Annotated in this window: 22 protein-coding genes and 2 pseudogenes; 14 read left to right on the forward strand and 10 right to left on the reverse strand. The window is 39.0% G+C overall.

Annotation, left to right across the window (positions count from 1 at the left end; genetic code table 11):
• Nucleotides 1-147: 147 nt before the first annotated feature.
• Nucleotides 148-1,368 carry an IS4 family transposase gene (locus tag NLX65_RS02250; RefSeq protein WP_260536796.1) on the reverse strand — a complete coding sequence of 407 codons (1,221 nt, stop codon included), beginning with the start codon at nucleotides 1,366-1,368 and terminating at the stop codon, nucleotides 148-150.
• A gap of 161 nt (nucleotides 1,369-1,529) precedes the next feature.
• On the opposite strand from NLX65_RS02250, the pseudogene NLX65_RS02255 reads away from it, so the two are divergent.
• From NLX65_RS02255 to NLX65_RS02275, 5 genes and pseudogenes are all read left to right on the forward strand, one after another.
• Nucleotides 1,530-1,682 (forward strand): annotated as a pseudogene (locus NLX65_RS02255) (IS481 family transposase); the annotation flags it as partial.
• A 43-nt stretch (nucleotides 1,683-1,725) separates the two neighbouring features.
• Nucleotides 1,726-3,060: a hypothetical protein gene (locus NLX65_RS02260; RefSeq protein WP_260536739.1), complete on the forward strand. Its 1,335-nt coding sequence runs from the start codon at nucleotides 1,726-1,728 to the stop codon at nucleotides 3,058-3,060.
• 305 nt (nucleotides 3,061-3,365) lie between these two features.
• Nucleotides 3,366-3,761, forward strand: a complete 396-nt coding sequence (locus NLX65_RS02265) for a hypothetical protein (RefSeq protein WP_260536742.1) — start codon at nucleotides 3,366-3,368, stop codon at nucleotides 3,759-3,761.
• A gap of 309 nt (nucleotides 3,762-4,070) precedes the next feature.
• On the forward strand, nucleotides 4,071-4,559 hold the full coding sequence (locus tag NLX65_RS02270; protein ID WP_260536745.1) for a hypothetical protein: 489 nt from the start codon (nucleotides 4,071-4,073) through the stop codon (nucleotides 4,557-4,559).
• Nucleotides 4,560-4,721: 162 nt separating this feature from the next.
• Nucleotides 4,722-5,732 carry an alpha/beta hydrolase gene (locus tag NLX65_RS02275; RefSeq protein ID WP_260536748.1) on the forward strand — a complete coding sequence of 337 codons (1,011 nt, stop codon included), beginning with the start codon at nucleotides 4,722-4,724 and terminating at the stop codon, nucleotides 5,730-5,732.
• Nucleotides 5,733-6,042: 310 nt separating this feature from the next.
• Here NLX65_RS02275 and eno read toward each other — a convergent pair whose 3' ends face one another.
• Nucleotides 6,043-7,338, reverse strand: a complete 1,296-nt coding sequence (eno, locus tag NLX65_RS02280; protein WP_260536751.1) for a phosphopyruvate hydratase — start codon at nucleotides 7,336-7,338, stop codon at nucleotides 6,043-6,045.
• 839 nt (nucleotides 7,339-8,177) lie between these two features.
• Between eno and NLX65_RS02285 the strand changes: the two genes are divergently transcribed.
• Nucleotides 8,178-8,672: a hypothetical protein gene (locus NLX65_RS02285; protein ID WP_260536753.1), complete on the forward strand. Its 495-nt coding sequence runs from the start codon at nucleotides 8,178-8,180 to the stop codon at nucleotides 8,670-8,672.
• Nucleotides 8,599-9,138 (forward strand): hypothetical protein, encoded by a 540-nt coding sequence (locus NLX65_RS02290; RefSeq protein WP_260536756.1) that lies wholly within the window; start codon nucleotides 8,599-8,601, stop codon nucleotides 9,136-9,138. Before NLX65_RS02285 ends, NLX65_RS02290 begins: the two co-directional genes overlap by 74 nt.
• Nucleotide 9,139: 1 nt before the next feature.
• On the opposite strand, the gene gpmI is transcribed toward NLX65_RS02290, so the two are convergent.
• The 5 genes from gpmI to NLX65_RS02315 form a co-directional block, all read right to left on the reverse strand.
• Complete coding sequence (gpmI, locus tag NLX65_RS02295) at nucleotides 9,140-10,684, reverse strand: 2,3-bisphosphoglycerate-independent phosphoglycerate mutase (protein WP_260536758.1); 1,545 nt, start codon at nucleotides 10,682-10,684, stop codon at nucleotides 9,140-9,142.
• Nucleotides 10,685-11,398, reverse strand: a complete 714-nt coding sequence (locus NLX65_RS02300) for a pseudouridine synthase (protein WP_260536760.1) — start codon at nucleotides 11,396-11,398, stop codon at nucleotides 10,685-10,687.
• 55 nt (nucleotides 11,399-11,453) lie between these two features.
• Complete coding sequence (locus NLX65_RS02305) at nucleotides 11,454-11,819, reverse strand: TraR/DksA family transcriptional regulator (RefSeq protein WP_260536764.1); 366 nt, start codon at nucleotides 11,817-11,819, stop codon at nucleotides 11,454-11,456.
• Nucleotides 11,820-11,908: 89 nt separating this feature from the next.
• Complete coding sequence (locus NLX65_RS02310) at nucleotides 11,909-12,658, reverse strand: zinc ribbon domain-containing protein (RefSeq protein ID WP_260536767.1); 750 nt, start codon at nucleotides 12,656-12,658, stop codon at nucleotides 11,909-11,911.
• A gap of 3 nt (nucleotides 12,659-12,661) precedes the next feature.
• Entirely contained in the window at nucleotides 12,662-13,747 is a 1,086-nt protein-coding gene (locus NLX65_RS02315; RefSeq protein WP_260536771.1) for a Nif3-like dinuclear metal center hexameric protein, read from the reverse strand.
• A gap of 108 nt (nucleotides 13,748-13,855) precedes the next feature.
• Between NLX65_RS02315 and lpxK the strand changes: the two genes are divergently transcribed.
• Nucleotides 13,856-14,908, forward strand: coding sequence for a tetraacyldisaccharide 4'-kinase (gene lpxK / locus NLX65_RS02320; RefSeq protein WP_260536773.1), 1,053 nt, complete (start codon nucleotides 13,856-13,858; stop codon nucleotides 14,906-14,908).
• 204 nt (nucleotides 14,909-15,112) lie between these two features.
• Nucleotides 15,113-17,077 carry a putative porin gene (locus NLX65_RS02325; RefSeq protein ID WP_260536776.1) on the forward strand — a complete coding sequence of 655 codons (1,965 nt, stop codon included), beginning with the start codon at nucleotides 15,113-15,115 and terminating at the stop codon, nucleotides 17,075-17,077.
• A 160-nt stretch (nucleotides 17,078-17,237) separates the two neighbouring features.
• Here NLX65_RS02325 and NLX65_RS02330 read toward each other — a convergent pair.
• Nucleotides 17,238-17,459 (reverse strand): annotated as a pseudogene (locus tag NLX65_RS02330) (transposase); the annotation flags it as partial.
• Nucleotides 17,460-17,467: 8 nt separating this feature from the next.
• On the opposite strand from NLX65_RS02330, the gene NLX65_RS02335 reads away from it, so the two are divergent.
• The gene (locus NLX65_RS02335) at nucleotides 17,468-18,634 is read left to right on the forward strand and encodes an IS66 family transposase (protein WP_260536780.1); all 1,167 of its coding nucleotides are present in this window, start codon (nucleotides 17,468-17,470) and stop codon (nucleotides 18,632-18,634) included.
• Between the two features lie 223 nt (nucleotides 18,635-18,857).
• On the opposite strand, the gene NLX65_RS02340 is transcribed toward NLX65_RS02335, so the two are convergent.
• Entirely contained in the window at nucleotides 18,858-19,748 is an 891-nt protein-coding gene (locus NLX65_RS02340; RefSeq protein WP_260536783.1) for a deoxyribonuclease IV, read from the reverse strand.
• 326 nt (nucleotides 19,749-20,074) lie between these two features.
• On the opposite strand from NLX65_RS02340, the gene ppa reads away from it, so the two are divergent.
• The 3 genes from ppa to NLX65_RS02355 all read left to right on the forward strand — a co-directional run bounded on the left by ppa (nucleotide 20,075) and on the right by NLX65_RS02355 (nucleotide 24,155).
• Nucleotides 20,075-20,596 carry an inorganic diphosphatase gene (ppa, locus tag NLX65_RS02345; protein ID WP_260536784.1) on the forward strand — a complete coding sequence of 174 codons (522 nt, stop codon included), beginning with the start codon at nucleotides 20,075-20,077 and terminating at the stop codon, nucleotides 20,594-20,596.
• 34 nt (nucleotides 20,597-20,630) lie between these two features.
• Nucleotides 20,631-23,132 carry a DNA gyrase/topoisomerase IV subunit A gene (locus tag NLX65_RS02350; RefSeq protein ID WP_260536785.1) on the forward strand — a complete coding sequence of 834 codons (2,502 nt, stop codon included), beginning with the start codon at nucleotides 20,631-20,633 and terminating at the stop codon, nucleotides 23,130-23,132.
• Between the two features lie 156 nt (nucleotides 23,133-23,288).
• On the forward strand, nucleotides 23,289-24,155 hold the full coding sequence (locus NLX65_RS02355; RefSeq protein WP_260536788.1) for a hypothetical protein: 867 nt from the start codon (nucleotides 23,289-23,291) through the stop codon (nucleotides 24,153-24,155).
• A gap of 469 nt (nucleotides 24,156-24,624) precedes the next feature.
• Here NLX65_RS02355 and NLX65_RS02360 read toward each other — a convergent pair whose 3' ends face one another.
• Nucleotides 24,625-25,434: an IS110 family transposase gene (locus tag NLX65_RS02360; protein ID WP_260536791.1), complete on the reverse strand. Its 810-nt coding sequence runs from the start codon at nucleotides 25,432-25,434 to the stop codon at nucleotides 24,625-24,627.
• A gap of 338 nt (nucleotides 25,435-25,772) precedes the next feature.
• Here NLX65_RS02360 and NLX65_RS02365 point away from each other — a divergent pair, with 338 nt between their 5' ends.
• Nucleotides 25,773-26,123 (forward strand): integrase core domain-containing protein, encoded by a 351-nt coding sequence (locus tag NLX65_RS02365; protein ID WP_260536794.1) that lies wholly within the window; start codon nucleotides 25,773-25,775, stop codon nucleotides 26,121-26,123.
• The last annotated feature ends 128 nt before the right edge of the window (nucleotides 26,124-26,251 follow it).

The raw sequence follows: 26,251 nt of genomic DNA on the forward strand, positions 1-26,251 counted from the left end.
AAAAATTAGTCTTTGAAAAAAATAATCAAATCGCTTATCTTAACAACCTAACTGACACATTTAACTTAACGGACAACTTTAATACTTAAATTTTTACTGCCTGTCAGATTAAATCTTGACTACTACAACTTAAGGTATTATAATTGATTAACAGACTCTTCTAAAGACGTGATTTTGTTTTGGTTTATCAACCTTATCTCGGGTATATACTCTTCCAGTTCGTATTTTGACTTTAGCGCGTATACAAGCTGTATCGAAGAGTTTCTGAAGATGTTCAGCTTCATATTTTCCGATAAGTACTTGATACATCTTTTGACTCATTACTCCAAATAGGACTGAAAAATTTAAACGATATTCAGCAATTCGTTCTGGATTCCACGGCCCTTGTGCATCACACATATGGAGTGCTAATAGGTTACACATAACTAAATGGGCCCAAAATTCTTGTAATACAGCTTCTAAGTGTGTACCAGAAAAGTTTTCTAGCTCTGCGCTTACCTTGAGTCGTTTATAGCACTCTTCTATATGCCATCTCAAGGCATAAGCTTTACTGATACTTTCTAATGTAAATTGCTCTCGGTCAAAGAGTGAAGTAATCAAAACCTCTCTTTTACCATTAGACAGCCTAAAGGCTACTACCCTTACCTGTTGGCTAATAGATTTATCCTTACTCTCTACGATACAATCAAAATCTGCCTCTCCAGATTCAACCCGTTTCCATAGTTTTTTATAACTATTACCTTGGACACGAAAAATAAAATCTACTTTAGAGTCATTGTGTTGCTTAATAAACTTTACGGAGGTGTAACCACGGTCGTAGATAAATAATAGCTTATCTTGATTTAACGCACGCATTTGCTCAATCACTTCAGGTAGTTTCGATGCTGCTAACGTTTCTTCCCCTACATTCCAAGGAGCAAGCCTCGCATTACAAACCAGTGATGTGCACAAATCGACAAATAGCGATACTCTGGCTAAAGGAGGCATAGTTCCGTTGGTTCCATTTGGTTTAAAACGGCCAAACTGCGATATAATTTCTGAAGAAACGGGCAGACGTATAGAAGAACCATCTACGGCAATAAGCCTGTATGTTTTCCATGTGCCATAATTAGGATCCTCTTGGTAAGCTATGCGCATGCTGTCTTGCAATAGTTCTTTAAAGCCAGTATGGGCAAATTTATATTTTGCTTTAGAAAAAGCTTGTTTAGAAGGGGGTATTTTGCAGGATAAGGGCTCCATAAGTTCGCACTCTATACCTAAACTCCTTTTAACCAAATGTAAAATGGTAGAAAATACTATCGGAAAGGTCAACTTTCTTTTGCGTGTAAAGATATTTTTACCTTTAGCATGGGCCCTCTGAAACAAAATTCTTCCCTAAAAACGATCCCATAAAAAAATGAATCTTACACTTTTTTACCGGAAAATAAAATAAAAAAATACACCATTATGATAATAAACAAAATAATATATATAAAATTATATATATTATCCTCAAAATCAATATAAATATCCCTTAAGTTGACGCCATTGAGAGACCAGATTCTGGAAAGTACTGTTACGGCAAAACACCTATACAAACTTGGGAGGATAGCAAAAAATTAGTCTTTGAAAAAAATAATCAAATCGCTTACCTTAAAAGCATACCGGACACAATAAACTTAACGGACAACTATAGAGTTTAAATTTTTACTGCCTGTCAGATTAAATCCTAACTACTACATCTTAGTGGGCTTCCAACAAGTGGCTATCGGGTTGTCCACTTACTACATTGGGTTAGCAGGACAGACTATTGCATATAGTCCAACAATTGTCCTTAGGCACATCACCCTATTTTTTGCATTGGTAGCATGGGCCTATCTACTAGGTGCATCCGCACTGTTCTTTCAAACTAAGTTGTCTAATAGTTGTTGGGCATACTATTACAAAAAAAATTTTCAGGAACTAAAGGGTGATATCCGCTTAGCAACTGCCCATAATAAGGTAACCACTCAGAATTGGATAGCTGGAGAGTCTTTTCAAACTTTTCAAGAAGCTAGCCACACTTTTGTAGATGGGGTCTCTGTTTTTTTGAATATACTTTTTACGGTTATTGCTTTTACATATGTATTAGGCATACAGACCTCCCTAGCAGTTTGTTCTGCGCTGCTCCTTGCTGCCCTATCGATGAGGCTAGCAAAGCCCTTGATCCATAAACTATCCAATCAGATACAATTGCAGAAACTGGATGCTTTACATGCCGTTCATCGCATTTGGGATAATCTATTTTTTGGTAATCAACGATATGCCGAGGAAGCACAGCACATAGCTAAACAGCCGATAGAACAACTATTTATATTGATACAACGGCATAAGATAATAGAACAGCTATTTAGTTGCCTACCTATCTTAATAGCGGTCCCAATCATCATTATAGTAGCACGACATCAGGTAATTAGCCATCTGGCTTCTTTAGGAGCGCTTGTAGCGGTACTTCCACGGGCTTTACAACTATTACAAAATATCCATGCCCTCTGTACTAGCTTAAACAATATGGTATTTTTGTATACCAAAATCGGTAACCTTGATAGATTTGTAGCACAATTGCCTAAACAACCATTGATTGGTCCATCAGATACTTTAGCTATTATGTTGGATTGCCTCAAAGGCCCTACCCAGCAAGTTTGGACCTCAAATCTGTTTCTGGGTCACGTGAAGCGTGGCGATCTTCCTCAAGGAAGATTTCTCATTACAGGCCATAATGGAAGTGGCAAATCATCTCTATTAAGGCGTATTAAAAATGAATATCCTGAAGCCATTCTATGGGGACCTAACATTATGCTTGGTATAGAAACGATAGAAGGTTCAATTGGAGAGCAACACTGGAAAATGTTGCTAAACATCTTGCAAAACAGTAAAAATAACTTACTACTACTGGACGAATGGGACAGTGCTTTAGATCACTTGCACACCAAAGCTATCGACGAAAAGCTCGATGCGCTCGCACATAATCATACGATACTTGAAGTGCGCCATAAACATATGCACTATACTTCCGTCGAAAGCTGTGATAAGAAAAGTTAACATTGCTTATTACTGACCTGCTCATGCATCTGTCAAACGCTACTTGCTAATCGCAACTTTTTATAAGAGCATTATTCTTTTAGCATAAGGAATAGTCACAGTTGCAAATATTATTTTTATTTAAAATATATATAATAAATCATATTTCCAATTTTTATTTTAAAATTTGTATATTTAAATAAGGAAAGTTAATAGAAGGGCTTGGCGCAAGCCATTTTGCTTTTATTTATCTATTTAACTTACATCTTATGCAAATCCATAGACCACTTTATTACCTATCTTTCTGGCTAACGCTTTTCTCTTTTATGTCATGTCATAGTTCCTATTTGGGTAGTCATAGTCATGCACATAAACCACTAGGCTGTTCTTGTAATGCATCACTTCCTCAAAGCACCCCCTCTACGCAACCTATTTCTGAACATGTAAATAACTTTACAAACAAATTTAAGGAGGAGGCAATAGGATATCTCCTTGAATACATTGAACTTAATAGAGATAAAAATAAGTATGATACAGTGGCTCAAGATGAAGAGGTGCTTCGTCTATTATGTCACCTATTGGTTAGAGATCATCACATCGTTCATTTGATGCAATCGGGAGTTAGTGAATTAGATCCAGGAGCCTATATTGCATTGCGCAATAAGTTATTTTTAACAGTCTACCCTGATTTTATGGCTAGGCATGGCTTTCCTGAGCAATAGTTAAAGATAATTTTCAGCTAGCCTATAACGATGGTCCATTATCTACTGATGACGCGTTAAGAGATCAATTGACACATCTATTATTTAAGCATCTAAAGGAAGAGACTATAGATAGAATAAATGATCTATTTATAAATCAGTTAGGAAAGAATTCAGAATCGGAGATACATCATAACAGCATTGTAAATAAGGCTAAAAAATCCATAGAAAAAATCATAAATGCACGTTTTAAAAATAAGACAAAGTATTTAATAAAGCACTTTAATCTATTAAAAAATTGCATGCGTAAAAATAACATTATCGATAGAGATGCAGCACCTGAAAAAAACGGCTATCTACCAATGCCTGGACAATTATTTTCATAGATTGAAATCAAAATACGATCATGGTATTCGAACAAAAGGGCATGCGCTTATTGAGTCTATTAAAGCAGACCTTAACGCCCTTTCAATAGATACACCTAACTTAGTACCACTAGAAAATAGTGTGCATAGATTAATGCATACGGTTTATTTCTACAGTGTTATTAGGCTACTGCTTCATTTTTCTATAAGCCATTATAGTATGATGCTTGCGCAAACAAGTGTAAATGGCCCTAGTACAAAATCTGAATTAAGATGTAATGCAGTGATACAATCTAATGCCAATAAAATGATACTCAATACCTATCTATCCGATGTATACCTAGTTATGATTCATCTAGGTAGGGTAGATTGTAGTTTAAGCGCAGCCTACACCAACTTAATTACATCCTGCGCAAATATGGCCAAGTTGTTCTCTGAAACCGCCAAAGCATAAGCTATGGCTCGATCAAGTAGCCCCCTCTTCTATAGGCTGCAACAGTAGTTGCTATTTTCCTTAACTTGCAGCAATGGGCTAGACCTCTTTTGAACCTCGAGTATAAAGCAGTCCAACGGTTACATCTGCACCAAGTAGACTAGGTTAACACAAAAAAATAGCATGCATCAACTCACGCAAACACCCACTTTTTCCGTTTTACTTTTACATGGTTTATACGCCAAAGCAGATGAGCCGAAGCCCATCGCTGCCAAGTTGCGTAACCAATTTGGCCAATCGGTCCTCATCATGCAGCCAACCTCTAGGATCCAGCTAAAGTCTGTCATACAATCTATAGAGCAGCAAGCAGAAGAGTTATTAAAGTGGATACAACTTGAACTGATCCGCCATCATCAGGAACCTCACTCTTTTCCACTTATTATCATTGGCTATAGTCAAGGTGGTGTATTGGCTTGTAACTTAGGGCAAGCCTATAAAAGTCAGCTCAACATAGTGTGCATCATTACACTTAATGCGCCACTAATGGGCACGCCACTACTTGAACGGAGCCGCAGGGATGTGCAGGCATTTATATCCCAAGCAAAAGCGGGCTTGCAACTTATTGATTACCCCCTATCTAGGATCAAGTGGAGTATGACCTTGCAGGTATGGATGCGCATGCTTATACGTCCACGCTGGATACCTGTCAATGGGTTAAAAGACATAGCGCCAAATAGTAGATGCATACAAGGTGTATCTCACTTTCTACAAGAAAATAGAACGATCCCTTGTCTACTGATTGCGACCCATCAGAATGATTTTTTAAGATTATTTCACATTAAAACAGCCCCCCAGCCTAGAACTATAGAGGCGCTAAATGAGGCCTATGCACTACTGATTACAGGAAAAAAATGGGGAAGACACGATACGCTGATTCCGCTAGCCAGTCAATTAGGCAGAGAAGATAACTCAAATAATCTGATTCCCATCAATCCAACCCACCCAAACACCAGGTGTATAACTATGGATTGGCCCCACCATCCTCAAGTAAAAAGACGGATATATAAGGGCATACTCCATGCGCGTAACTTGGTTGCCATAGATCCTAATTTATTTGTAGATCAATGTATACCGGTACTTTATGCAGATGTAATCTTAACCGATATCATCCAGTTTATTCAACAGCTGGTATAAAATTTGTATCTGTGCACGATGCTTGTTAATAATGATTTTTATCCCACTTTTTTATCAAGAAAAAAGTGGGATAAAAATCAAGCCCTCGGTAAAAAGCGGCTGAAAGTGGCATCTTACAGATGAAACAACCGTTCGTTTCATTACTTTTACTGTGTGCCAACTTTTTATTGGCGGACATAAGCAGCGCCGTACGAATTCGCCATTTCCATCGCTGTGTTAGAATAGATCTCCCTTAAGTTGACGCCATTTCCTGAACACATACAAAAAACCCAGCACCCCCTGATACAAAAACTACAGCCATACCTATTCGTTATAGCTTATCTAAAAACCGGGCAAAAGCATAACGCCCTGCATAGGTTACGGTATCTTGTAAATCTGCTTCAATATGCAACAAACGATTGTATTTAACGACCCGATCTGTACGGCAAACCGCACCTGTTTTAATCTGACCTACACCAGTGCCCACGGCTAAATCAGCAATCGTAGTATCTTCTGTTTCTCCAGATCGATGCGAAATAATAGAAGCATAATCGGCTTTTTTTGCTAGCGAAATGGTTTGTAATGTTTCTGTTAAACTGCCGATCTGATTGTATTTAACCAGCACTGCATTGGCTATATTTGCTGCTATGCCCTGCTGTAATAGGCTAGGATGGGTCACAAAGAGATCATCTCCTACCAACTGTACCCGCTCCCCCAGTGCTTGCGTCAATTGTTTCCAACCTATATGATCTGTTTCAGCCATACCATCCTCTATACTGATAATCGGATATTGCCGAACCAAATCTACCCAATAAGCTACCCATTCTGCACTAGTGAATGGCTTATCTTCCATATAATAGGTCCCGTTTGACCTATAGAAAGCAGTACTGGCCACATCTAAGCCTAGATAGATGTCTTGGCCAACTTTATATCCAGCTTGGGTCACCGCCCCTAAAATAGCTTCAATGGCCTCTGTAGTGCCCCGTAGATTGGGTGCAAAGCCCCCCTCATCTCCCACATTGGTACTGAGCCCTTTTTGTTTAAGAAAAGCCTTTAATAGATGAAAAACTTCTACACCGGCACGCAATGCATCACGAAAAGAAGGCGCCCCTACAGGTATAATCATAAACTCTTGTATCGCAAGTGAGTTGTCTGCATGTAGACCCCCATTGATAATATTCATCATAGGAACAGGCATCCTATAGTTGGCACCTATTAAACCGGCGAAGTATTGGTACAATGGTTGCCGGAGATGTAAAGCAGCGGCTTTAGCAATGGCTAAAGAAACAGATAGCATCGCATTCGCACCCAGACGGCACTTATTGGGCGAGCCATCAAGCGCAATCATTAACCCATCTAAACCAGCTTGGTCATGAATAGCTTTACCAACTAAATTTTCGCTAATCACAGCGCAGACATGCGCTACTGCTTTTAATACGCCCTTGCCATGATACCGCTTGGGATCCGCATCTCTTAGCTCTACTGCTTCCAATGCACCAGTAGAAGCGCCGGAAGGTACACTCGCATAGCCCCTTTCTCCTGAGACCAGCCTTACTTCAGCTGCTACCGTTGGATGCCCACGCGAATCTAAAATTTCATAAGCAGTAATGGAATGAATCTTTGACATCTTAACTTCGTTAAATTAAAAATATATATATCCGTTTAACCAAACGTGCCAACTTAAGAATAAGAATATAGAAGCTTCAAAAGACTGTATAACAAACAAATAGTTAAAATTTAATAAATTTATTAAAGTCTACTATACTTTTTTAAATTTTAAAATTAATCTAAATATGGGACCATATTTATTATAAATGTTGTATCTATTCAAGTCACTGGTTTTTTGCATTAAAAGAACAACGCCCCTGAAAAAAGTCGCGGTTTAGAAAGTGGCATTTTACAGATGATTAGGAAAAACAGTTTCCTTTGAAGCCCCCAAAGGGGGCGCTTTCTGTTTTTCCATCTGTAGGATGACACTTTCAGCAGTTTTTTGCCGAGGGCTTGATTTTTTGCCCACTTTTTTATCAAGAAAAAAATGGGATAAAATTCATTATCAACCAGTATCGTGAACAGATACTAAATGTTTCCGATTAGCTTATCTTCAAATTTAACATCAAAAAACACCTTTTTTTTCTAGTTTTTGCATACATTGAGTGTAGGTGTAAAATCAATGGTAGTTCAATTAAGGGAAAAAAACACAATCCAAAGCCTTTAGCGTTCGAACCTACCGATAAACTGGAAGCTAATTTAAATAAACGGGTAAAGGAAGATAAACTGGATGATAAGTTAGATAAATCAGTAGGGAAACTGCTAAAGCGTGTAGAGAACCCCTTTAAGGGTAAACGAGATCTTCCTGTAGGCAACCAAGGAAAGAAAAATACAAGTTGCGCACCAACCAAACTTAAGCATCAAGAAGCCAGCACGATTCTTCCCAAAGCTGTGCTGGTATTATTGCATGGCCTTACTATGGATACATCTGAAGAGGATCCGATCATATATGTGGCAGAGGACACATTCGGTAAAGCTATTGAGATCATTCAGCCAAAATGTAGAGAAGGTATCAAATCAGCATGGCGATCGATAGATACGCAAGCAAAAGAAGTTATTCAAGAGATACAAAAAACATTAAGTTGTAAATTTCCACAATACTCCGAAAAAGAGCTTAAAGCTTTACCTATCCATCTATTTGGCTATAGCCAGGGTGGGTTAGTAGCTGGTATTATAGCAGCCGACTATAGAGATGCATTGAATATTAAATCTTTAGCGCTCGCCCATGTACCTCTATCTGGCACAGATGTACTTAAAAATACTAAATCTAGTATAAATGAGTTTAACAAACAGGCAAAACCAGGCCTGGAAGCAATAGGGTATCATACTAAATCCTTTTTTGAAAAAAATAGAAAGAAAGCTAGCAGTCAGCATACTCAACGGAAAGTTGAGCAGCATTGGCAACCGCTTTAAAGGAATAGCCGACATCCGTATCGGTTCTGATGTTTGTAAGCGTATAACTAACCTTTTGCGCGGAGAAAAGAACGGGATTCCTACACTAATTATGGCCGGTTGTATAGACCTCTTAACTGAATATTTTGATTTTTCAGAGGATAAGAGACAAGACGTTAATGTATTAAATCAACAATATGCAAAGCTGACTACTGGCAAAGAGGGCGATGAACATGACATACTGATTTCTGTACGAAGTCAATTATGTAGGACAAAGAGCTTTACAAATCTTGAGAAATCTAAAGACGATCCTGTTTATCATAACAACGTAGAAAAACATATTGATAACACATTACATTGTTATAATTTAATGTCAATCAGTTCTGATCACTTAGTAAACTATGGACAGATATTCTTTCATTCCAAGAAAGAGATAGACCACTATATAAATTTCTTAGCTAAACACAACAATCTGGATAAAAATTAACTTATCTAAAACTAAGTAAACTTTTTCCAGTCATTTCTTGAGCAGGTCGTAAGCCTAATACAGCCAATAAAGTGGGTGCAACATCTGCTAAGCTGCCACCAGCGGCTAAGCAAGCAGGACGCCCCACATAAAGCAAGGGAACCGGTGCTAGGGTGTGTGCGGTATGGGGTTGCTGTAAGGCTGTATCATACATGCAGTCTGCATTCCCATGATCAGCTGTAATAATAGCTTCTCCGCCTTGCTGTTTTAAAGCAGCGATGATTTTACCTATACAACCATCTACAACTGTAATACCCGCTTCTGTAGCCAATTGGTTACCGGTATGGCCCAACATATCTGGATTGGCAAAGTTACAAATGATCACATCATAGGTCTGCTGTTGAATGGCTTGGACTACTTGATCGGTAATCTCTGAAACAGCCATCTCAGGTACCAGATCATAGGTAGCTACCTTTTTAGAAGGAATCAACAAACGGGTTTCATTTAGAAAGGGTTGCTCAATGCCTCCATTAAAAAAGAAAGTTACATGGGGATATTTTTCTGTTTCTGCAATACGCAACTGGGTAAAACCGGCTTGGGAGAGACAGGCGCCTAACCCATTTTGTTTAGATAAAGGAGGGAAAGCGATACGACTAGGTATATCCGCTGCATAGGCTGTTAAGGAGACAAAGTCACCCAAACGGGGATAAGCGGCACGTGTAAAATGTGCAAAATCAGGATCAGTTAAAGCACGGCTCAATTGCCTAACACGATCTGAACGAAAATTCATAAAAAATACAATATCTCCTGATGCAATCGTTATAGGCGGTTGACCTGGCGCATGCAAGGCAGTAGGTTGTACGAATTCATCGGTTTCACCCCGCGCATAAGCTGCTTGCAGCCCACTTAAAGGCGTGGCAGCGCTATAGGAGGCTTGACCCGCTACGATGCACTGATAAGCCGCTTGGGTACGTTCCCAACGATGATCTCTATCCATGGCATAATAGCGACCTGTAAGGGAAGCGATTTGACCTAGTCCTATTTGGGCACATCTCATTTGTAGCCACTGAATCGATGTGGCGGCACTAGTGGGTGGGGTATCACGCCCATCTAGAATGACATGAATATAACAATTTTGTATAGCCATTTGACTACACAACGTTAGCAAGGCATCTATATGTTTTTGATGGCTGTGCACCCCCCCAGGGGAGAGTAGCCCTATGATATGAACGGCGGGTGGATTGGCCTTACGTAAAGCGGATAAAAATATAGGGTTGGTAAAGAAATCACCCGTTGCAATCGCTCGATTCAAACGGGTTAAGTCTTGTTCCAGCACGCGACCTGCACCCATCGTCAAATGACCCACCTCTGAATTGCCCATTTGGCCCTCTGGTAAACCTACTGCACCACCAGATGCCTCCAAGAGGGTATGCGGATAAGTCTGCAGTAAATGATCCCAATGGGGGGTTTTTGCAGCTGTAATGGCATTATAACGGGTTGCTAAAGCATGGCCCCAACCATCGAGAATCAATAAAAGAACAGGCTTAGGTGGTGTAGATGTGCGCACTTATACCAAACTTTTAAGTTTACGAACCGCTTTATCTTCTATAAAGATCCATTTACCCCGAGGCAGATGCTGCTTAGTAAGATGGGCATAGCCTACCCGATCCAATTTATGCACCAGATAACCCAAATGGTTAAAAATCCTTCTAACAATTCGGTTCTTGCCCATATGAATAACCATACCTATTTGCGTAGGATCTGCTTCTACCATTTCCACCTGATCTACCTTGGCCAAGCCATCTTCTAATAGAATACCCTGTTGAATCGCATGCAAATGTTCAATGGCTAGCGCCTTGTTCAACACTACATGGTAGATCTTTGGCACCCTGCTAGCAGGATGTGCTAACTTACGCGCTAAATCCCCATCATTGGTAAGCAGCAATAGCCCTGTGGTATCATAGTCCAGTCTACCAACGGGATAAATACGCTCTGGACAATACTTTTTACTAATAAGTGTCAAAACTGTTTTGCGCCCCTCAGGATCTCGCATGGTGGTTACATACCCCCTTGGCTTGTTTAATAGGATATATCTTCGCTTTTCTGCGTGCAACACAACTCCTTTATAGGTGACTACCGCATCGATTGGTACTTTTGTACCTACCCTTTGTACCACTTCCCCATTAACTGAAATGTACCCGGACCGAATCAGTTGATCTGCTTCCCTTCTAGCACAAATACCAGCGTTACTTATGTATTTGTTTAACCGTATCAGAGACACAATACAAAACACAATAGAATCAGAGGATAGGACGCGTACAACTTAGCCATTGTACTTATTTTTTTGTATGTAATTTTGCATCCACTGCATACATCGTATGCGGCACAACTTTCAAACGTTCTTTATCTATCACCTTACCCGTTAATACACAAATACCATACGTACCATTTTTAATGCGTTGAATCGCAAGCTCAATTTGTTTGATAAACTTTTGTTGACGTTCCGCTAACTGACCTACGTTTTCTGTCTCTATTACTTCTGCATTTTCTTCAAATGGTTTTCCAGCAGGCTCAAGCCCTGCCTCTTGACGACTCAAAACCTTTTCCAAAACTTGAAGCTCATGGTTCGCCTTTTCTAATTTTTCTAAAAGAATTTTCTCAAAAAATCTCAGATCCTGAGATGAGTATGCTTCCTCTGCCATAACTTTTTGCTCTTAATGGTAAGTAACCTACGGTAACAGCTTTAAACACTGCTATTACACCACTTTAATTTAACGGCTTCACCTATGCCCTAGCTAACGAATAAAAGGGCATCTATAGGCTGTTCCAAAGCAATTAACATTCTACCACAATGTTCGCAAAGTACTATTTTATTGCGCTCATATACGCCTATTTTTTGCTGAGGAGGAATAACGATACAACATCCACCACAGGCTCCTTTTTTAATCGGGACTACTGCCAAATTGTTCGGCACATTTTTTCTAATTCTTTCATAGGCAAGATATAAAGGCTCACCTAGCATGGCTCTTGTCTCTTTTCTTTTTTCATGCAATCTACACTCTTCTGCCTCACTTGCTTGTAAGATGATTTTAAGCTCTTCTTTTTTTAAAATCAAATCAGCTTTTTTTGACGCTAAAAGTTTGCAGAATTCCTCTAAATGCACCTCCTCTTGCTCTATGTTGCCATAAGCAGTACGTAGAAATTTTTCTGCAAGTTGAATATCTAATTTATGCAATTCAAGTTCTTTGGTAATCGCATCATACTCCCTATTGTTACGGACTTCCATTTGCTGGGCTTCGTACTGCTGGCGCTTTTTTTCCGCTTGCTTGATAAATGCTTTTTTATGCACTACCTCCTCCCGCAACTCGGTTAATAATGCCGTACGCTCCTGTATGGTTGCAGATAACGTTTCTATATGCGCTTCTAATGCATATAGCTCCTCCGGAAGGGTGCCTCTAAGCTTAGCAATATCATTAAGATGCGTATCTGTTTCCTGTAGTTCAGATAGTTTGGTCAATTTAATTGCAATATTTTTATCCATTCGTTAGTCGTTAATATGATGCACAGGATTGGTAATAGTTTTACAGCGCAATATTACAATATTATTAAATTCTTTTGATAATAATGCAAGGATTAGCCTTTTCAAACCCAATCGCGTCGCATGATACCCTATATCAATCAGTAAGGTTTTACCATTCGCTTCTAAAAACTGCTCGTATTGTAACCCTGTTGTAATAAATGCATCTATTTTTTTGTGTAGTACTTCTTTGAGTAGCCAACCACCACTTCCAGCATAAACTGCTACATTTTTGATAGGACGATCGAAATGATTGGTATGCTGAAGATGGGCTAAAGTGAGTTTTGTTTTAATATATTTCAAAAAATATTTGGCTGGTAACTCTATGGGCAACGTACCTAGTAGACCACTACCAGTACTGTTTACAATGACTTCTACTTGCTCTAAATGGTAGGTAACTTTTTCATAAGGATGGACATGCAATAAAGTTTGAATGATTTGTTCTTTACAAGGCATAGGAACGATAAAAGCCAGTTGACTTTCTTGTGCAAATTCTAACCTTGCATCAGCAGCACAAGCCGCCACACCTGTTAAATTTTGAGTGGCCAATAGCGCGCCTACTTGACATAAAGCCTGCATTAAAGGTTTGGTCGCATGAGGGGGCACAAAAGTAGTTAACCTATACAACATAACCTTGTGCGGCATAATGGGGCGAGTCTGCTGTAACTCAATCAAATTAGCCATTCTATGGCTGGTTCCCCGACCCAGATGGTCTAAATTGCTGCTAAAAACATAAATCGTAAGTGCATGCTGTATCGCTTTGATCACACACCTTCCTGCATAACTCTCTGGTATAATTTGAGCTAAGGGCTCAACAAAAATAGGTTGATGTACAATTATAAAATTACATCCTTTTTCGACAGCCTCCTCCAAGAGGGCTTCCGTTATATCCAGGGCAATTAAGATACCAGTTACTACATTACCTATATCACCGACTACAACGCCAGACGTGGCTATACTATGCTGACTCAACTGAACTTTTTGCTCCAAGCAGTTGATAATATCAGCTATAGTAACCACCGTATCACTATATCTGGGTGCTTTTATGGTCATTGTGGTGTTCAATATACAAGGTTAATCGGTTTAGCGCTGCATGATGATTAATATAACAAATATATCGTTATTTGTGTAATACAGTCAATTATTTTCGAGATAGATCTTATGTATTTGCTAGGGCTACAAATACTCAGTTGGGGGTATGGTGGTGTGGTTGCGCTGCGTAATTTTCTTTACAAAAAGAAATTAAAAAAAAGTATTTTCTACCAAAAACCTAAAGTGATCGCCATAGGTAATCTTGCATTAGGCGGTACGGGCAAAACACCTTTGGTAATCTATTTGGTTCAACTGCTGGCCAAGCAGCACCCCACCGCCGTGCTTAGTAGAGGGTATAAACGCAAATCCATCGGCTTTAAAGTAATCAATGGGTTGGACACTGCTTTAACAGCTGGTGATGAACCTTACCTGTTATACAGGCATTTTATGGATCACCCTAATGTAACGATTGCGGTTTGCGAAAATAGAGCCAAAGGGGTAGCAAAAATTGTGGAATATAGGCCGAATGTGGCGGTGATTCTTTTAGATGATGCTTTTCAACACCTGCGCCTAACACCAGACTTAAATATTTTACTGACTACTTTTCATCGGCCTTTTTTTAAGGACCACCTACTACCATTGGGACGACTGCGTGAGTCACGCAAAGGAGCCTCCCGTGCAGACATCATCTTGGTTACCAAAACGCCAGCCAACCTACCCCCCTCCAAGATGGGTCCCATACAAATAGCCATACAAAAATACCATACCAAAGCAGTGGCGATCTTTTTTTCCCATATCATCTACCATCCTCCGATCAGAATGAGCAATCGGAAGCAGACTAGCTTACCTACTACCTTATTACTGGTAACAGGTATTGCAGATCCCCTACCTTTACGAAACTATTTAGCAAGCAATGGCCATCAAATTACCCACCTGGCTTTCCCAGATCATCACTGGTTCAGCGCTGCTGATGCATCAGCCATCACCCGTCTATTTCATAGCTTAAGCGATTCAGATAAAGCTATTGTAACCACAGAAAAAGATTATGTACGATTAATAGACCTCCCTTGGAGGAAACTATTATCCCCATTACCTATCTTTTATATACCTATGGAGATGGGATTTACGCAAGAAACGCAAACCATTTTTGAAACAAAAATTATGGAAGCTTTAGGTTTTTAACCGATATAAAAAACGCATTTTTATAAAATTTATTATACCTTGCAAAAAGAATTTTTATCTTATTTTTTACTTAATCCAAAGGCATTTGTATGCTACTTTATTGATTAAAAAAAGTAAGACTAAAATTCTTTTAACTAAACGAATAGCTCATTTTTTAAGTAGTAAATCATAATGGTAGATCTTTCGATTTGGTGGAGATATAGTTTGTTTTTTTTAGTTTTTGGCCTGCCATTGCGCACGTATGGAGCAGAACAAGCAGAAGATATTTTTGAAAAACCTCAAGAGGAAAAAGTCACTGCCACCTCCACCTTTTTTATCACCCCACGAGCAGTAAAACACAACTACAGAACCTATCATCGGGTGGATCGTTCTGTAACCAAAATGGACCGTTTTACAGTGGCAGAAAAGCATCACTACAACTTTCAAGATCTTGGTAACCACTGGACCGCTGCGCAGCCTATCTTTTATAAGCTCCCAAAACATATAGGTGCAACCTATGGGCTCTCTGCTTATGATGGTTACTTTCCACACCCTGAAGATATACGTTACTACGACACACACCAAGCCTATGCATATTTTAATGTCGTGCTAGCCAATTTGGGTAGTTTCATATTTAATAGCTGCTACACCCAACGCTTGCTGGAGACTTGGCATATAGGCACCAATTGGTATGGTGCCATGACCGAGAATGAATGGCCGCATCGTAAAGATGATAAAATCGTTAATGCCTTCCCCTGCTTTGACCTTTTTACCCATATTAAAAGCCCATCTGGCGCCTACCATCTATTCACAAGTTGGTCACATAGAGAATACCTGGCTAGAGCAACTGGAGGCGTACGTTCAGGTAAGGACTCATTTGTATTTAAGGAACAAAATCCAAGTAAGCGTTACCAATCTTCTTTTCCACTCCTAGCAGAGCCATACATGGAAAACAAAATTGACAAAAAAAAGAAATGTATGCATAAAGATCGCAGGCGGAATTTTTACCTCTACCACCATTATGAGTGGAGCAAACCGCTACAACTATACCATGAATTGCATTATGCTTCCAAAATGAATGGAAGCACGATTGAAAATCTAGATGACGCCCTACTGAATTTTATAGCTTATGACACCCATGCTGCACCTGAAAAGGAGGATAACAGGGTGGTCATGCAATCTTTCGGTAATGAGGTAGGGATAAAAGGCGATATAGCACAACCCAATTTATGTTACGCACTACATTATAGGCTTGAAAAGATTTATTTAAACTATCATTTCTCTAAGCCTGAATCAGCAGCATACCATCATCCTTTACAAGGAAAAAAAAAGGAAACAGAACATTACCTAGGTGGCTATACACGATGGAACTTCATAGGGCAGCAGAAGCTGGCGTTAGATGGCGTCTATCTATTACAACAAGGAGGCTATCATAAACTAAATGTAGCCTACCAAGGCAAATTTTTTAAGGTTGCTTTGCATACCATTAAACATAAAACGCCCTATATAGTAGCGTATGGCTATAGCAGACACAGGCTATGGGATAAGGATTTTGTCGCACCCTCTACACAAGCTATAGATGCAGCGCTATGGTATCATGCACCCTACATAGCCATTCAGCCCATGCTATCTTTTAAAAAGCTAAACCATCATATCTACTACAGGAAAGTCGACCCTACAGCGGATCATTGCATCGCTGAGCCTATGCAAGCAACCCACCCTATTTACCTATTTTCGCTAGAAGGCAACCTAAACATTTGTTGCTTGACTTATTTCCATCTTGACCATCACCTAACGATGTTGCTCAAGGAAAGCAGCAAAGGGGACAAAGTTTTTACAGGCTATCTCCCTCCCTATATGTATACAGGCCGGTACTATTATGCACACCAACCTTTCGATAAAAAGATGGAGATAGAAACCGGTCTAAATGTACATTTTAAAGAGCTCTACTATGGAGATGGCTATGATGTAGTGGCACAGCAGTTTTACCGCCAAAACAAATTTGCTGTACAGGGCAGACCGATTGTAGACATTTTTTGCAATGTGCGCATCAATAATTTAAAGATTTCCTTTAAATACAGTTATATCAACGAATATTTTCATACACCAGCAGCCTATTTTGCCACGCCATTTTATCCTGGCCTAAAAAAAGCAGCCGATATTGGCATACACTGGTCATTCTTTGATTAGCCTTTTTTGCGCGCCCTGTCTCCTGCAAATTCCCGGGCATAAGCGCATTTGAAAAGAAGGCTATGCATTTGGCACACGGAAAAGATAATGAAACGATTTGAGGCAAACAATTGGCAAAAGTTTCCAGTAGACCTGAGTTCGTTATTATTTTTATTGTAGATCAGCCATATATATTAGTTATAGAAGGCTTTTTCTCTTTTAGCCCATAAGCTGAGATTCCAGCTATCAAATTGACCAAAAAATTAGGTATACTTCTATGTCTAGAATGTTCTATTTGGCTAATGTTTTTAAGCTGATCTATAATGGTTTCAATTATGGATCGTTTTCTAAGCATGAGTTTATCCCAGAGTGGCATAAGCGTATTTTTGATATTTTTCCTAATATGATCCCATGGAGGATCTTTCATCTATCATTCTAAGCCTACAATCAGAGATTGTCCTTTTAAAGTCAGAAATTTCTTTACTAGAGTTAGAAAATAGCACTCTGCGTAATGAAAATTGTAGATTAAAAGATCGTCTAGGTTTAACCTCAAAGAACTCCTCTATTCCCAGTTCTAGGGAATTGTACAAGCTAAAACGGAATACAATAAAAAGCAGCCGTAGCAGAGGTGGCCAGCCTGGTCACTCAGGTACTACACGTAGTAAGATGGTATCAGATGAAGTTATAGATTTACCTATTTCAGATGCATGCACCTGTGGTGGCCCTATAACGCCATCTTCTAATCCTTATATTCATCAAAAAGTAGATTTGCCGGATATTCAACCCTATGTAATCAACTATCATGTGCACCACGGTCGTTGTAGACAATGCGGCAAACGTTACGCAGCTTCTCTCCCTCAAGGTGTTACAGGAGATACATTTGGCCCTAAAATTAAATCAGTGATTGCTGCTTTAACGGGCTTTTACAAAAACTCTAAAAGAGAAGTAGCGGATATATTAAAAGATATTTTTAACCTTGATATCAGCCTTGGTAGTATCTCCAATAGCGAAGCTAGAGTAGGTTCAAAATGCCAATCAGCTTACCAAGCTATAGAGGAAACAGTTAAGCAAAGTAACTTGATTCATATAGATGAAACTTCTCACTTTAATAGTGGTAAATTGGGTTGGTGTTGGATCTTTACCACGCCTATGGCCAGTCTTCTTAAACTAACGCATTCAAGAAGTAGAAAAGTTCTAGAAAATAGTGGTTTAAATCATCAAAACTCCATTGTGATTAGCGATAGATACGCCGTATACCATTATTTCCCACCCACCCATCGACAACTGTGTTGGGCACACTTAGCTAGAGATTTTGAAAGGCTTGCACATAGTTGCCATAATGGGGTTAAAAGATTAGGTGTCTATTTAAAAGAGATAACTAGTGAGTTATTTGCCTTGCATCGAGCATTCTTGAGCCATTCTATGCAACTGGTTACCTTTTTAAGGCGCATTAGAAAATTACGCAAAAGGACATGGTATGCCTTAAAAGCTACTGGTATGTGTTCAGCTAATGGCGTCAACTTAAGGGGTATTTATATTGATTTTCAAATAAAAAAATCTATTTTCTCTATTGGTTAATAATGAATTTTATCCCACTTTTTTCTTGATAAAAAAGTGGACAAAAAATCAAGCCCTCGGCAAAAAGTCGCTGAAAGTGCCATCTGCATAACGGCTCGTTTCATTACTTTTACTGTGTGCCAACTTTTTATTGGCGTACATGGGTAACGACGTATATGCATTACCCATTTCTAGCTCTGTGCTAGAATGGATTGCGCCTAAGAGGACGCTATGCATTGTTCAACTAATGGTACCCATACAAATTTTTCAATAGTTTTATTTCTTTTGTCCACATGGTTTCTCCATTGGGTGTTTCTAGATATTTAGGCAGCATCCGAAGGGCTGGGTGTTGCATCATAGCTTGAAAACCATCCATGCCTATGGTCCCATCACCTAGGTTTGCATGTCGGTCCTTTCTTGAACCAAGTGGCATCATGGAGTCATTCACATGTAGGGCATAGAGATGTTGGAGGCCAATGATTGTGTCAAATTGGGTCAATGTATCCTCCCACCCAGCCAATGTACGAATATCATATCCTGCCGCAAAAATATGACACGTATCTATACAAACCCCAATGGGTACCCGCTCTTTGACCCGATTCATTATATAGGCCAACTGTTCAAAGGAATGGCCGACCGTAGAGCCTTGGCCTGCAGTAGTTTCTATCAGCAAGCGTAAAGTAGTTTCTTGTTGGAAAAGTGGCTCGAGGGACCATAAACTTTTCACAATGCGGTCTAAACAAGCGTCCATACTATCACCCGTTGCAGCACCTGGATGAAAGTTTAAATAACTGATGTTTAAAGCTAAACAACGTGTTATTTCTTCTACAAAAACCGCACGACTTTTGGTTAATAAGGCTTCTTGGTTAGAGCCCAAGTTGATTAGATAACTCGCATGACTCATCACTGCGCGCATAGCGGTCTTCTCTAATGTATCGTGCCATTTATCTAGCGCTAATTTGTGCATAGGTCTGCCTGTCCATTGGCGTTGGTTGCTGGTAAAAAGTTGGATAGCAGTAGCACCTATTGTTGCACCATGTAGTAACGCGTTATGGAGCCCTCCTTGCGTAGAGGTGTGGGCACCAATTAGTGGTATATCTATTTTTTGCTCTGCCATATAGGTTGTGGGTTTCATGCTATTGAGCACAGACTTCTTTTGCCACGTGTTTATATTTTACACACGGCGGATAAAGCTACAACGTACTAGACGTAGATGAGGAATGAAAGCCTTGGATCGACGTGCAAATACCCAGTAACGTTGCTCAAGAAGCCTAATAAATAATAAAGATACACTATATTATACAACCTATCTAATCTATAGGGGGCAGTAAAAATCTAAGTATAGGCTGCAATATGTTACTGAATTGATAACAAATTTGTAATTTGTAGGGGTATATCACGCATGAGACCATTCGTTTACATCATGCTTGTAATGAATTATTTATTTAAATATAAAAGGGAATGAATATAGAAAAAATATCCTTAGGGGATGATTTTCCCAATGAGCTACCTGTCATCATTGAAATTCCGATGCATCATGATCCTGTAAAGTATGAAATGGATAAGTCCTCTGGTACTTTATTTGTAGATAGATTTATGCCAACGGCTATGTATTATCCTTGTAACTATGGTTTTGTACCGCATACATCTTCTGCAGATGGAGATCCTACGGATGTGTTGGTGGCAACTACCTATCCTATTATACCTGGTGCGGTTATTAAAGCTAGGCCTATTGGCGTATTATTGATGGAGGATGAAGCTGGTTTTGATGAAAAAATTATTGCATTGCCTATGCAAAAAGTAGCACCTGAGTTTGCACATATTGATCATATTGAGCAGTTAAGTACGCTCTTAAAAGGGCGTATTCTACATTTTTTTAGTCACTATAAGGATTTAGATGCGGCAAAATGGGTTAAAGTAAAGGGCTTTGAAGGGAAAGGGAAGGCTATGGAGCTTTTAACAGAAGCTGCGCAAAGGCGCTAGTCAGTCGAGTACGCGGTTTACTTTCTTGAACGCTATGAACCAAACATACGACGGAACAAATGGCTCTAATGGTCCAGGTCATGCAGCCTCTGCTGTAGCCCCTATGGAAGCAATGTATGAGCAATGGTTTTTAGAATATGCCTCTTATGTCATCTTGGAGCGTGCCATACCAGCTATAGAAGATGGCTTGAAGCCTGTGCAGCGTCGCATTCTTCATGCGATGCACCTAATCGATGATGGCCGTTACAATAAAGTTGCCAATATTGTAGGGCAAACGATGCAATACCATCCGCATGGAGATGCCTCTATTACAGAAGCTATTGTAGCTATAGGCCAAAAAGAATTATTGATAGATACCCAGGGGAATTGGGGCGATTTGCGCACCGGGGATAGTGCGGCTGCTGCGCGCTATATAGAAGCGCGTCTTGCGCCATTTGGAAAGGACATTTTATATAGTCCATCGATTACCATTTGGCAACTCTCTTATGATGGCAGAAAAAAAGAGCCCCGCACTTTACCAGTTAAATTTCCTTTATTGCTTGCCCAAGGCGTAGAAGGCATTGCCGTAGGATTGGCTACTAAAATTTTACCCCATAATTTTATAGAATTGGTAGAAGCCTCTATAGACCTGCTTCAGGAGAAGCCTGTTAGTTTATTCCCAGATTTTGCTACAGGTGGGTTGGCAGATTGTACCCAGTACAATGCGGGCAAAAGAGGAGGAAAGGTACGGGTACGTGCCCGTATCGTCGTACGGGATCAACAAACATTGGTTATCACCGAAATACCTTATGGGACTACTACTACTAGTTTAATTGATTCTATTCTAAAAGCATATGAAAAGGGAAAGATAAAAATTAAAAATGTAGTCGACAATACTGCAGAAAATATTGAAATCCTGATGCATTTACTGCCGGGTCAATTGGCAGAGACCGTTATAGATGCACTTTATCTGTTCACAGATTGTGAAGTAAGCTATGCACCTAATGCTTGTGTGATTCAAGATGAAAAACCTGTTTTTGTAACGGTTCCTGAGCTCTTAACCTATACCGTAGCCCGTACGACTGATTTGTTGGAGCGAGAGTTACTTTTAGAGCAGCAGGCATTAAAAGAGAAGGTGTTTTTTGCCAGTTTGGAGAAAATATTTATTGAAAACCGTATTTATAGGGAAATAGAGGGGTGTAAGACTTGGGAAGACCTATTGACGACTATAGCAGATCACCTTAAGTCCTATGATTTTTATCGCCCCATTGTAGAAGCAGATTTGGTCCGTTTAACAGAGATTAAGATCAAACGTATCTCACAATATGATAGCCTTCGTGCACAGGAAACATTAGCCCAGCTGCAAGTCCATTTAGCGCGTACCCTACACCATTTAAAGAACCTAAAGGATTACACCATAGCTTGGTATAGTGGGTTGCTGCAAAAGTATAGCAAAGGCCGGGAAAGAAAAACGATATTAACCAGTTTTGATCCTATTGAGCGCCATGATGTGGTGGTTAAGCACTGTAAGCTTTATGTAAATCGTAAGCAAGGTTTTATAGGTTATGGGTTGAAAGGAGAAGAATTTGTCGAGCCTTGCTCAGATATAGATGATGTGATTGTAATAGGTAAAGATGGGAAATATGTGGTCACTAAAATAGCAGATAAGCTTTTTATAGGCAAAGATATTATACATGTTTCCGTTTATGAGAAGAAAGACAGTAGGCGTTGTTATCATCTTATTTATGTAGATGGTGCCACTGGTATTGCCTTTGCCAAGCGCTTTCAAGTATTGGGTGTGACCCGTGATAAAACCTATGATTTAACTTTAGGCACACAGGGTTCTAGAGTAGTTTATTTAAGTGTGCATCCCAATGGGGCGGCAGAAACCGTTACTATTTTACTTTCTCCTATCAGTAGAACAGCTAAAAAAAAGTTTGAATTTAATTTTGCTGATTTGTCTGTAAAAGGACGTAGCGCCAAAGGCAATATCCTAACCAAACATTCCATTTATAAGGTACAACGGAAAGGACAGGGACCTTCTACATTGGCTGAAGTAACGCTCTGGTATGATGCGGCTACAGGTCGCATAGGACCTAAGGAAAAAGGGCAATTACTCGGCGTTTTTGGTCCAACGGATCCCATACTTTTGGTCTTTAAGGAGGGGTATTATCTAGTCACTACCTATCCTCTTCCTTTTCAACTTATGCCTGATCGCATTGCCCTTATAGAGCGATTAAGCGCCACCCATTTGTTGTCAGTGGTTTATTATAATCATGTACAGCAAAACTATTTTGTAAAACGTTTTGTAGTCGATAAGCGGGTTTTAGATAAGCGTTATAACCTATTCCTTTCAGAGTCAGATGATTGTGTGTTAAGGTTAGTTACTTCTTCTGCAGCACCCAAGTTGCAATTACACTATTTAATAGATTCTACTGGTAATGAAAAACGGTCCATTATATATGATTTGGAAAAAGTTGCGGTTAAAACCATTAAAGCAAAGGGAACTTTACTGTCTAAGTATAGGATTACAGATGTAGCGTTATGGAATGAATAGGGGGATTTTTAAGTCAGAAGGGTCTATTAAAACAGTAATGATAAGGATAGCGGTAGCGTCCTACCACCTCCCTTTATTTAATTTTACATATATGATAAAGCAGGCTATAAAAAATTATTTGGTGCATGCTGTGCTCAATATTACATTTGGATAGACGTGGTAAAGAAAAGAGAAGCGGTTGCCTTTCTGTTTGGATTATGGATAGGGTTAGTCAGTCATCATCCAGCTGTTGCGTTAGAGTCTTGCACTGATCTAGTGCAACAAGACGGTTTTTTTGATAAAAAAACGAAATCAATTTTACATATTGGTATAAAAAGTTGGGTTAAAGGGACTAAAAAGATCATTGAAAAGCATTGGACTATTGGTGGTGAAGTAGCCATTGGGCCCGTTGTAGAATGGCATCCTTTACATGGCGTAGGGTTGCAAACTGGGTTGTGTTATAGCTATAGCTGTTTTTTTACGATAGAGTTTTCTGTTGACCGCAAAAAGTTACTAGATACAAGTTTATTTTCTTTTGGACCTCGTGTGATCAATGAAATTAATGCTTTATCTACTAAAGATGAGGGGTATATAACACATGCTGGTTTGGACCATATACAATTTCATGCCATTAGTTTTCCGCTTTTTTTGCGGTTGTATCCGGAAAAAAGTCGCAAGTTAGTATGCTATGTAGGCCCTCGTTTCCTATTGATACTCCCTGGTTTAGCAAAAAAACAATATTGCCCTGTCCATATTGATACGGCTGTCCTCAAAGGTATATTGTACGATGTTTTAAAGCAAGGTAAATATATTAGTGACCAACGTAGTGTGACGATTCAGGATATACAAAATATAGCTGAGCAAGGGTTATTGGAGATGTATCACTCTATTTTTGGTATTAGGCCTGATAGGAGTTTCAACCAATCCATTGCTTGCTATTGGGATTGGTCTTGGGATTTTGGTTTTGAGTTTAGGGGAAGTTCTGGGTTTATAATAGGTATCAATGGGTTAGGTTTTGTATTGGGTTATGATTTTGTAAAGTAACAGCCACCTACTCCATCATTTTGTGCTTCAGGTCGTTATACGTATCTGTTCACACAATGGCGTCAATTTAAGGAATATATTTTATTGACTGTCAAATAAAAGTATCTATTTACGAACTATGTTAATAATCAAATTTTTTATGATAAAAATATTTCATTGTTAAGGTTTATTTTGCTTGAGATGTGGACTTATGGATAACTTGATAAAATTATCCATAAGTCCACATCATAACTGTTATATTTTTAATTTATATTCCTAATCAAATAATAAATTATACATTATTATCTTTCCTCTTTAGGCAGGCTAAGTGCTGACCTTTAATTTAGATACATGGCCATCTACATAAACAGTATTATCCCTCATGATAGCAAATACTTGTCTAATAAGCTTGTTAGCTACTGCAAGCAATGCCACTTTATTAGGTTTACCCCTTTCTTTTAACCGCTCATAAAAGTGCTTACAGGCCTTATTAAAGCGTATAGCTGACCAAGATGCCACATAGAGCAAAGAACGCAACCCCCGGGTTGCCATGACGATTAATATGGCTTTTTTTTCTTACCAATGAGCCTGAATGTTCATAAGTAGGCGCTAGCCCAATGTATTTAGAGAACTGTTTAGCACTTTCAAAATGGTGACCGCCACTAGCGGCAACGATAAGCTCCATAGTCGTTCTATTGCCAAGACCTTTAATAGAACTGATCTGTCTATAGAGTTCTTTACAGCGTTCCTGTGTAATAGTAAGCATTTCTTGCTCTAAGAAGGCTATTTGTTCTTCTAAAGAAGCTATATTTTGATTGATCACTTTTAAGGTTACAGCATCTTTTTTAGGCAACACACTAAAAGACTCTAACAAATTATAAGACATCGTAAGTTGTTTCTTCAACTGTGAAAAAAGTGTTTTTTGTTGCTTTAAGGCTTGGATACGCGCTACAGGCATTTGGTAGGATTTAGGTTCCATCTTAGCACCATATAAAGCAATAAGTTGCGCATCTACCTTATCGGTTTTAGTTATATGATGCATTGCCTTAGAAAAGTGTTTGATTTGCGTTGGATTAACAACTGAAACAGCTAGCTTAGCTGCTATAAGCATCTCTACTAATAAAGCGCCATAATTGCCAGTGGCTTCTAAAACACAGTGATGCAGGGATGTATCAAGTTGAGCCAAAAATAGGTTAATCCCATTTACATCATTTGTATATCTAGATGTAGTAAATCCTTCACCTTTAGGAAAAGCAGCTACAAAGCTGCTTTTTGATATATCAATGCCTATATATTTCATATTATTAGAAGTTTATACTAAATTGACGCATCTTACAAGCTATCGTCGCAAACACGGGCTCTAAGGGCCAACGAACTATTCAGTTTTTAAGATGAAAAGAGCTGGGGGCAGAACGTGTAAAACGGTATCTAATACCAGCACTTGAGTGACCTTATTCCAGCTCTTTAATTAAAATATTCTTATAATACAAACGTACGACACTTAAATACAAAGACCCAACCGCTGAAAGTGTAGTTTTATTTTTGTATGAAATCTTAGAGAATTTTCCTTTCCCGATTCAACGTATCCAATCTGATTGGGGGGCTGAGTTTTTTAATGCTTATTTCCAATAGGAATTAATGGTTCACTTTATAAAATTCAGACCCATTAAACCTAAAAGTCCACACCTAAACGGAAAGGTAGAGAGGTCACAACAAACCGATAAAGTAGAGTTTTATCATTTGCTAAATCTTAAAGATGCTTCTAGTAACTTACCAAAACTTCTTTCAGAATGGGAATATTTTTACAATCATAAACGGCCGCATTCCGCATTAGAAGACAAAACTCCTTGGGGAAAATTTAAAGAACTAGAAGCACAAACACCTATTCAACCAGATGTTACTCAAATGCACTGGGATAGAAACGGGCATATTTTACCACGGTCTAGCAAATACCTAAAATGGAAAAGAAAAATGTCTCACTTCTGTTGAAGTGTATTAGTTAAGATTTAATCTGACAGGCAGTAAAAATTTAAGTATTAAAGTTGTCAGTTAAGTTTAGTTTGTCAGGTATTGTTTTAAGGTACGCGATTTGATTATTTTTTTCAAGGACTAGCTTT

The organism is Candidatus Cardinium sp. TP (genome assembly GCF_025215055.1).
Classification (GTDB): Bacteria; Bacteroidota; Bacteroidia; order Cytophagales; family Amoebophilaceae; genus Cardinium.

What these genes read in the sequence shown, in the direction of transcription:
- NLX65_RS02315 (WP_260536771.1), bottom strand. Translation starts at nt 13,747, where the DNA reads ATGACCATAAAAGCACCCAGATATAGTGATACGGTGGTTACTATAGCT.
- NLX65_RS02365 (WP_260536794.1), top strand. Translation starts at nt 25,773, where the DNA reads ATGGTTCACTTTATAAAATTCAGACCCATTAAACCTAAAAGTCCACAC.
- ppa (WP_260536784.1), top strand. Translation starts at nt 20,075, where the DNA reads ATGAATATAGAAAAAATATCCTTAGGGGATGATTTTCCCAATGAGCTA.
- eno (WP_260536751.1), bottom strand. Translation starts at nt 7,338, where the DNA reads ATGTCAAAGATTCATTCCATTACTGCTTATGAAATTTTAGATTCGCGT.
- NLX65_RS02275 (WP_260536748.1), top strand. Translation starts at nt 4,722, where the DNA reads ATGCATCAACTCACGCAAACACCCACTTTTTCCGTTTTACTTTTACAT.
- NLX65_RS02340 (WP_260536783.1), bottom strand. Translation starts at nt 19,748, where the DNA reads ATGAAACCCACAACCTATATGGCAGAGCAAAAAATAGATATACCACTA.
- NLX65_RS02305 (WP_260536764.1), bottom strand. Translation starts at nt 11,819, where the DNA reads ATGGCAGAGGAAGCATACTCATCTCAGGATCTGAGATTTTTTGAGAAA.
- NLX65_RS02285 (WP_260536753.1), top strand. Translation starts at nt 8,178, where the DNA reads ATGGATACATCTGAAGAGGATCCGATCATATATGTGGCAGAGGACACA.
- NLX65_RS02350 (WP_260536785.1), top strand. Translation starts at nt 20,631, where the DNA reads ATGAACCAAACATACGACGGAACAAATGGCTCTAATGGTCCAGGTCAT.
- NLX65_RS02270 (WP_260536745.1), top strand. Translation starts at nt 4,071, where the DNA reads ATGCAGCACCTGAAAAAAACGGCTATCTACCAATGCCTGGACAATTAT.
- NLX65_RS02360 (WP_260536791.1), bottom strand. Translation starts at nt 25,434, where the DNA reads ATGAAATATATAGGCATTGATATATCAAAAAGCAGCTTTGTAGCTGCT.
- NLX65_RS02265 (WP_260536742.1), top strand. Translation starts at nt 3,366, where the DNA reads ATGTCATGTCATAGTTCCTATTTGGGTAGTCATAGTCATGCACATAAA.
- NLX65_RS02310 (WP_260536767.1), bottom strand. Translation starts at nt 12,658, where the DNA reads ATGGATAAAAATATTGCAATTAAATTGACCAAACTATCTGAACTACAG.
- NLX65_RS02335 (WP_260536780.1), top strand. Translation starts at nt 17,468, where the DNA reads ATGGAGGATCTTTCATCTATCATTCTAAGCCTACAATCAGAGATTGTC.
- lpxK (WP_260536773.1), top strand. Translation starts at nt 13,856, where the DNA reads ATGTATTTGCTAGGGCTACAAATACTCAGTTGGGGGTATGGTGGTGTG.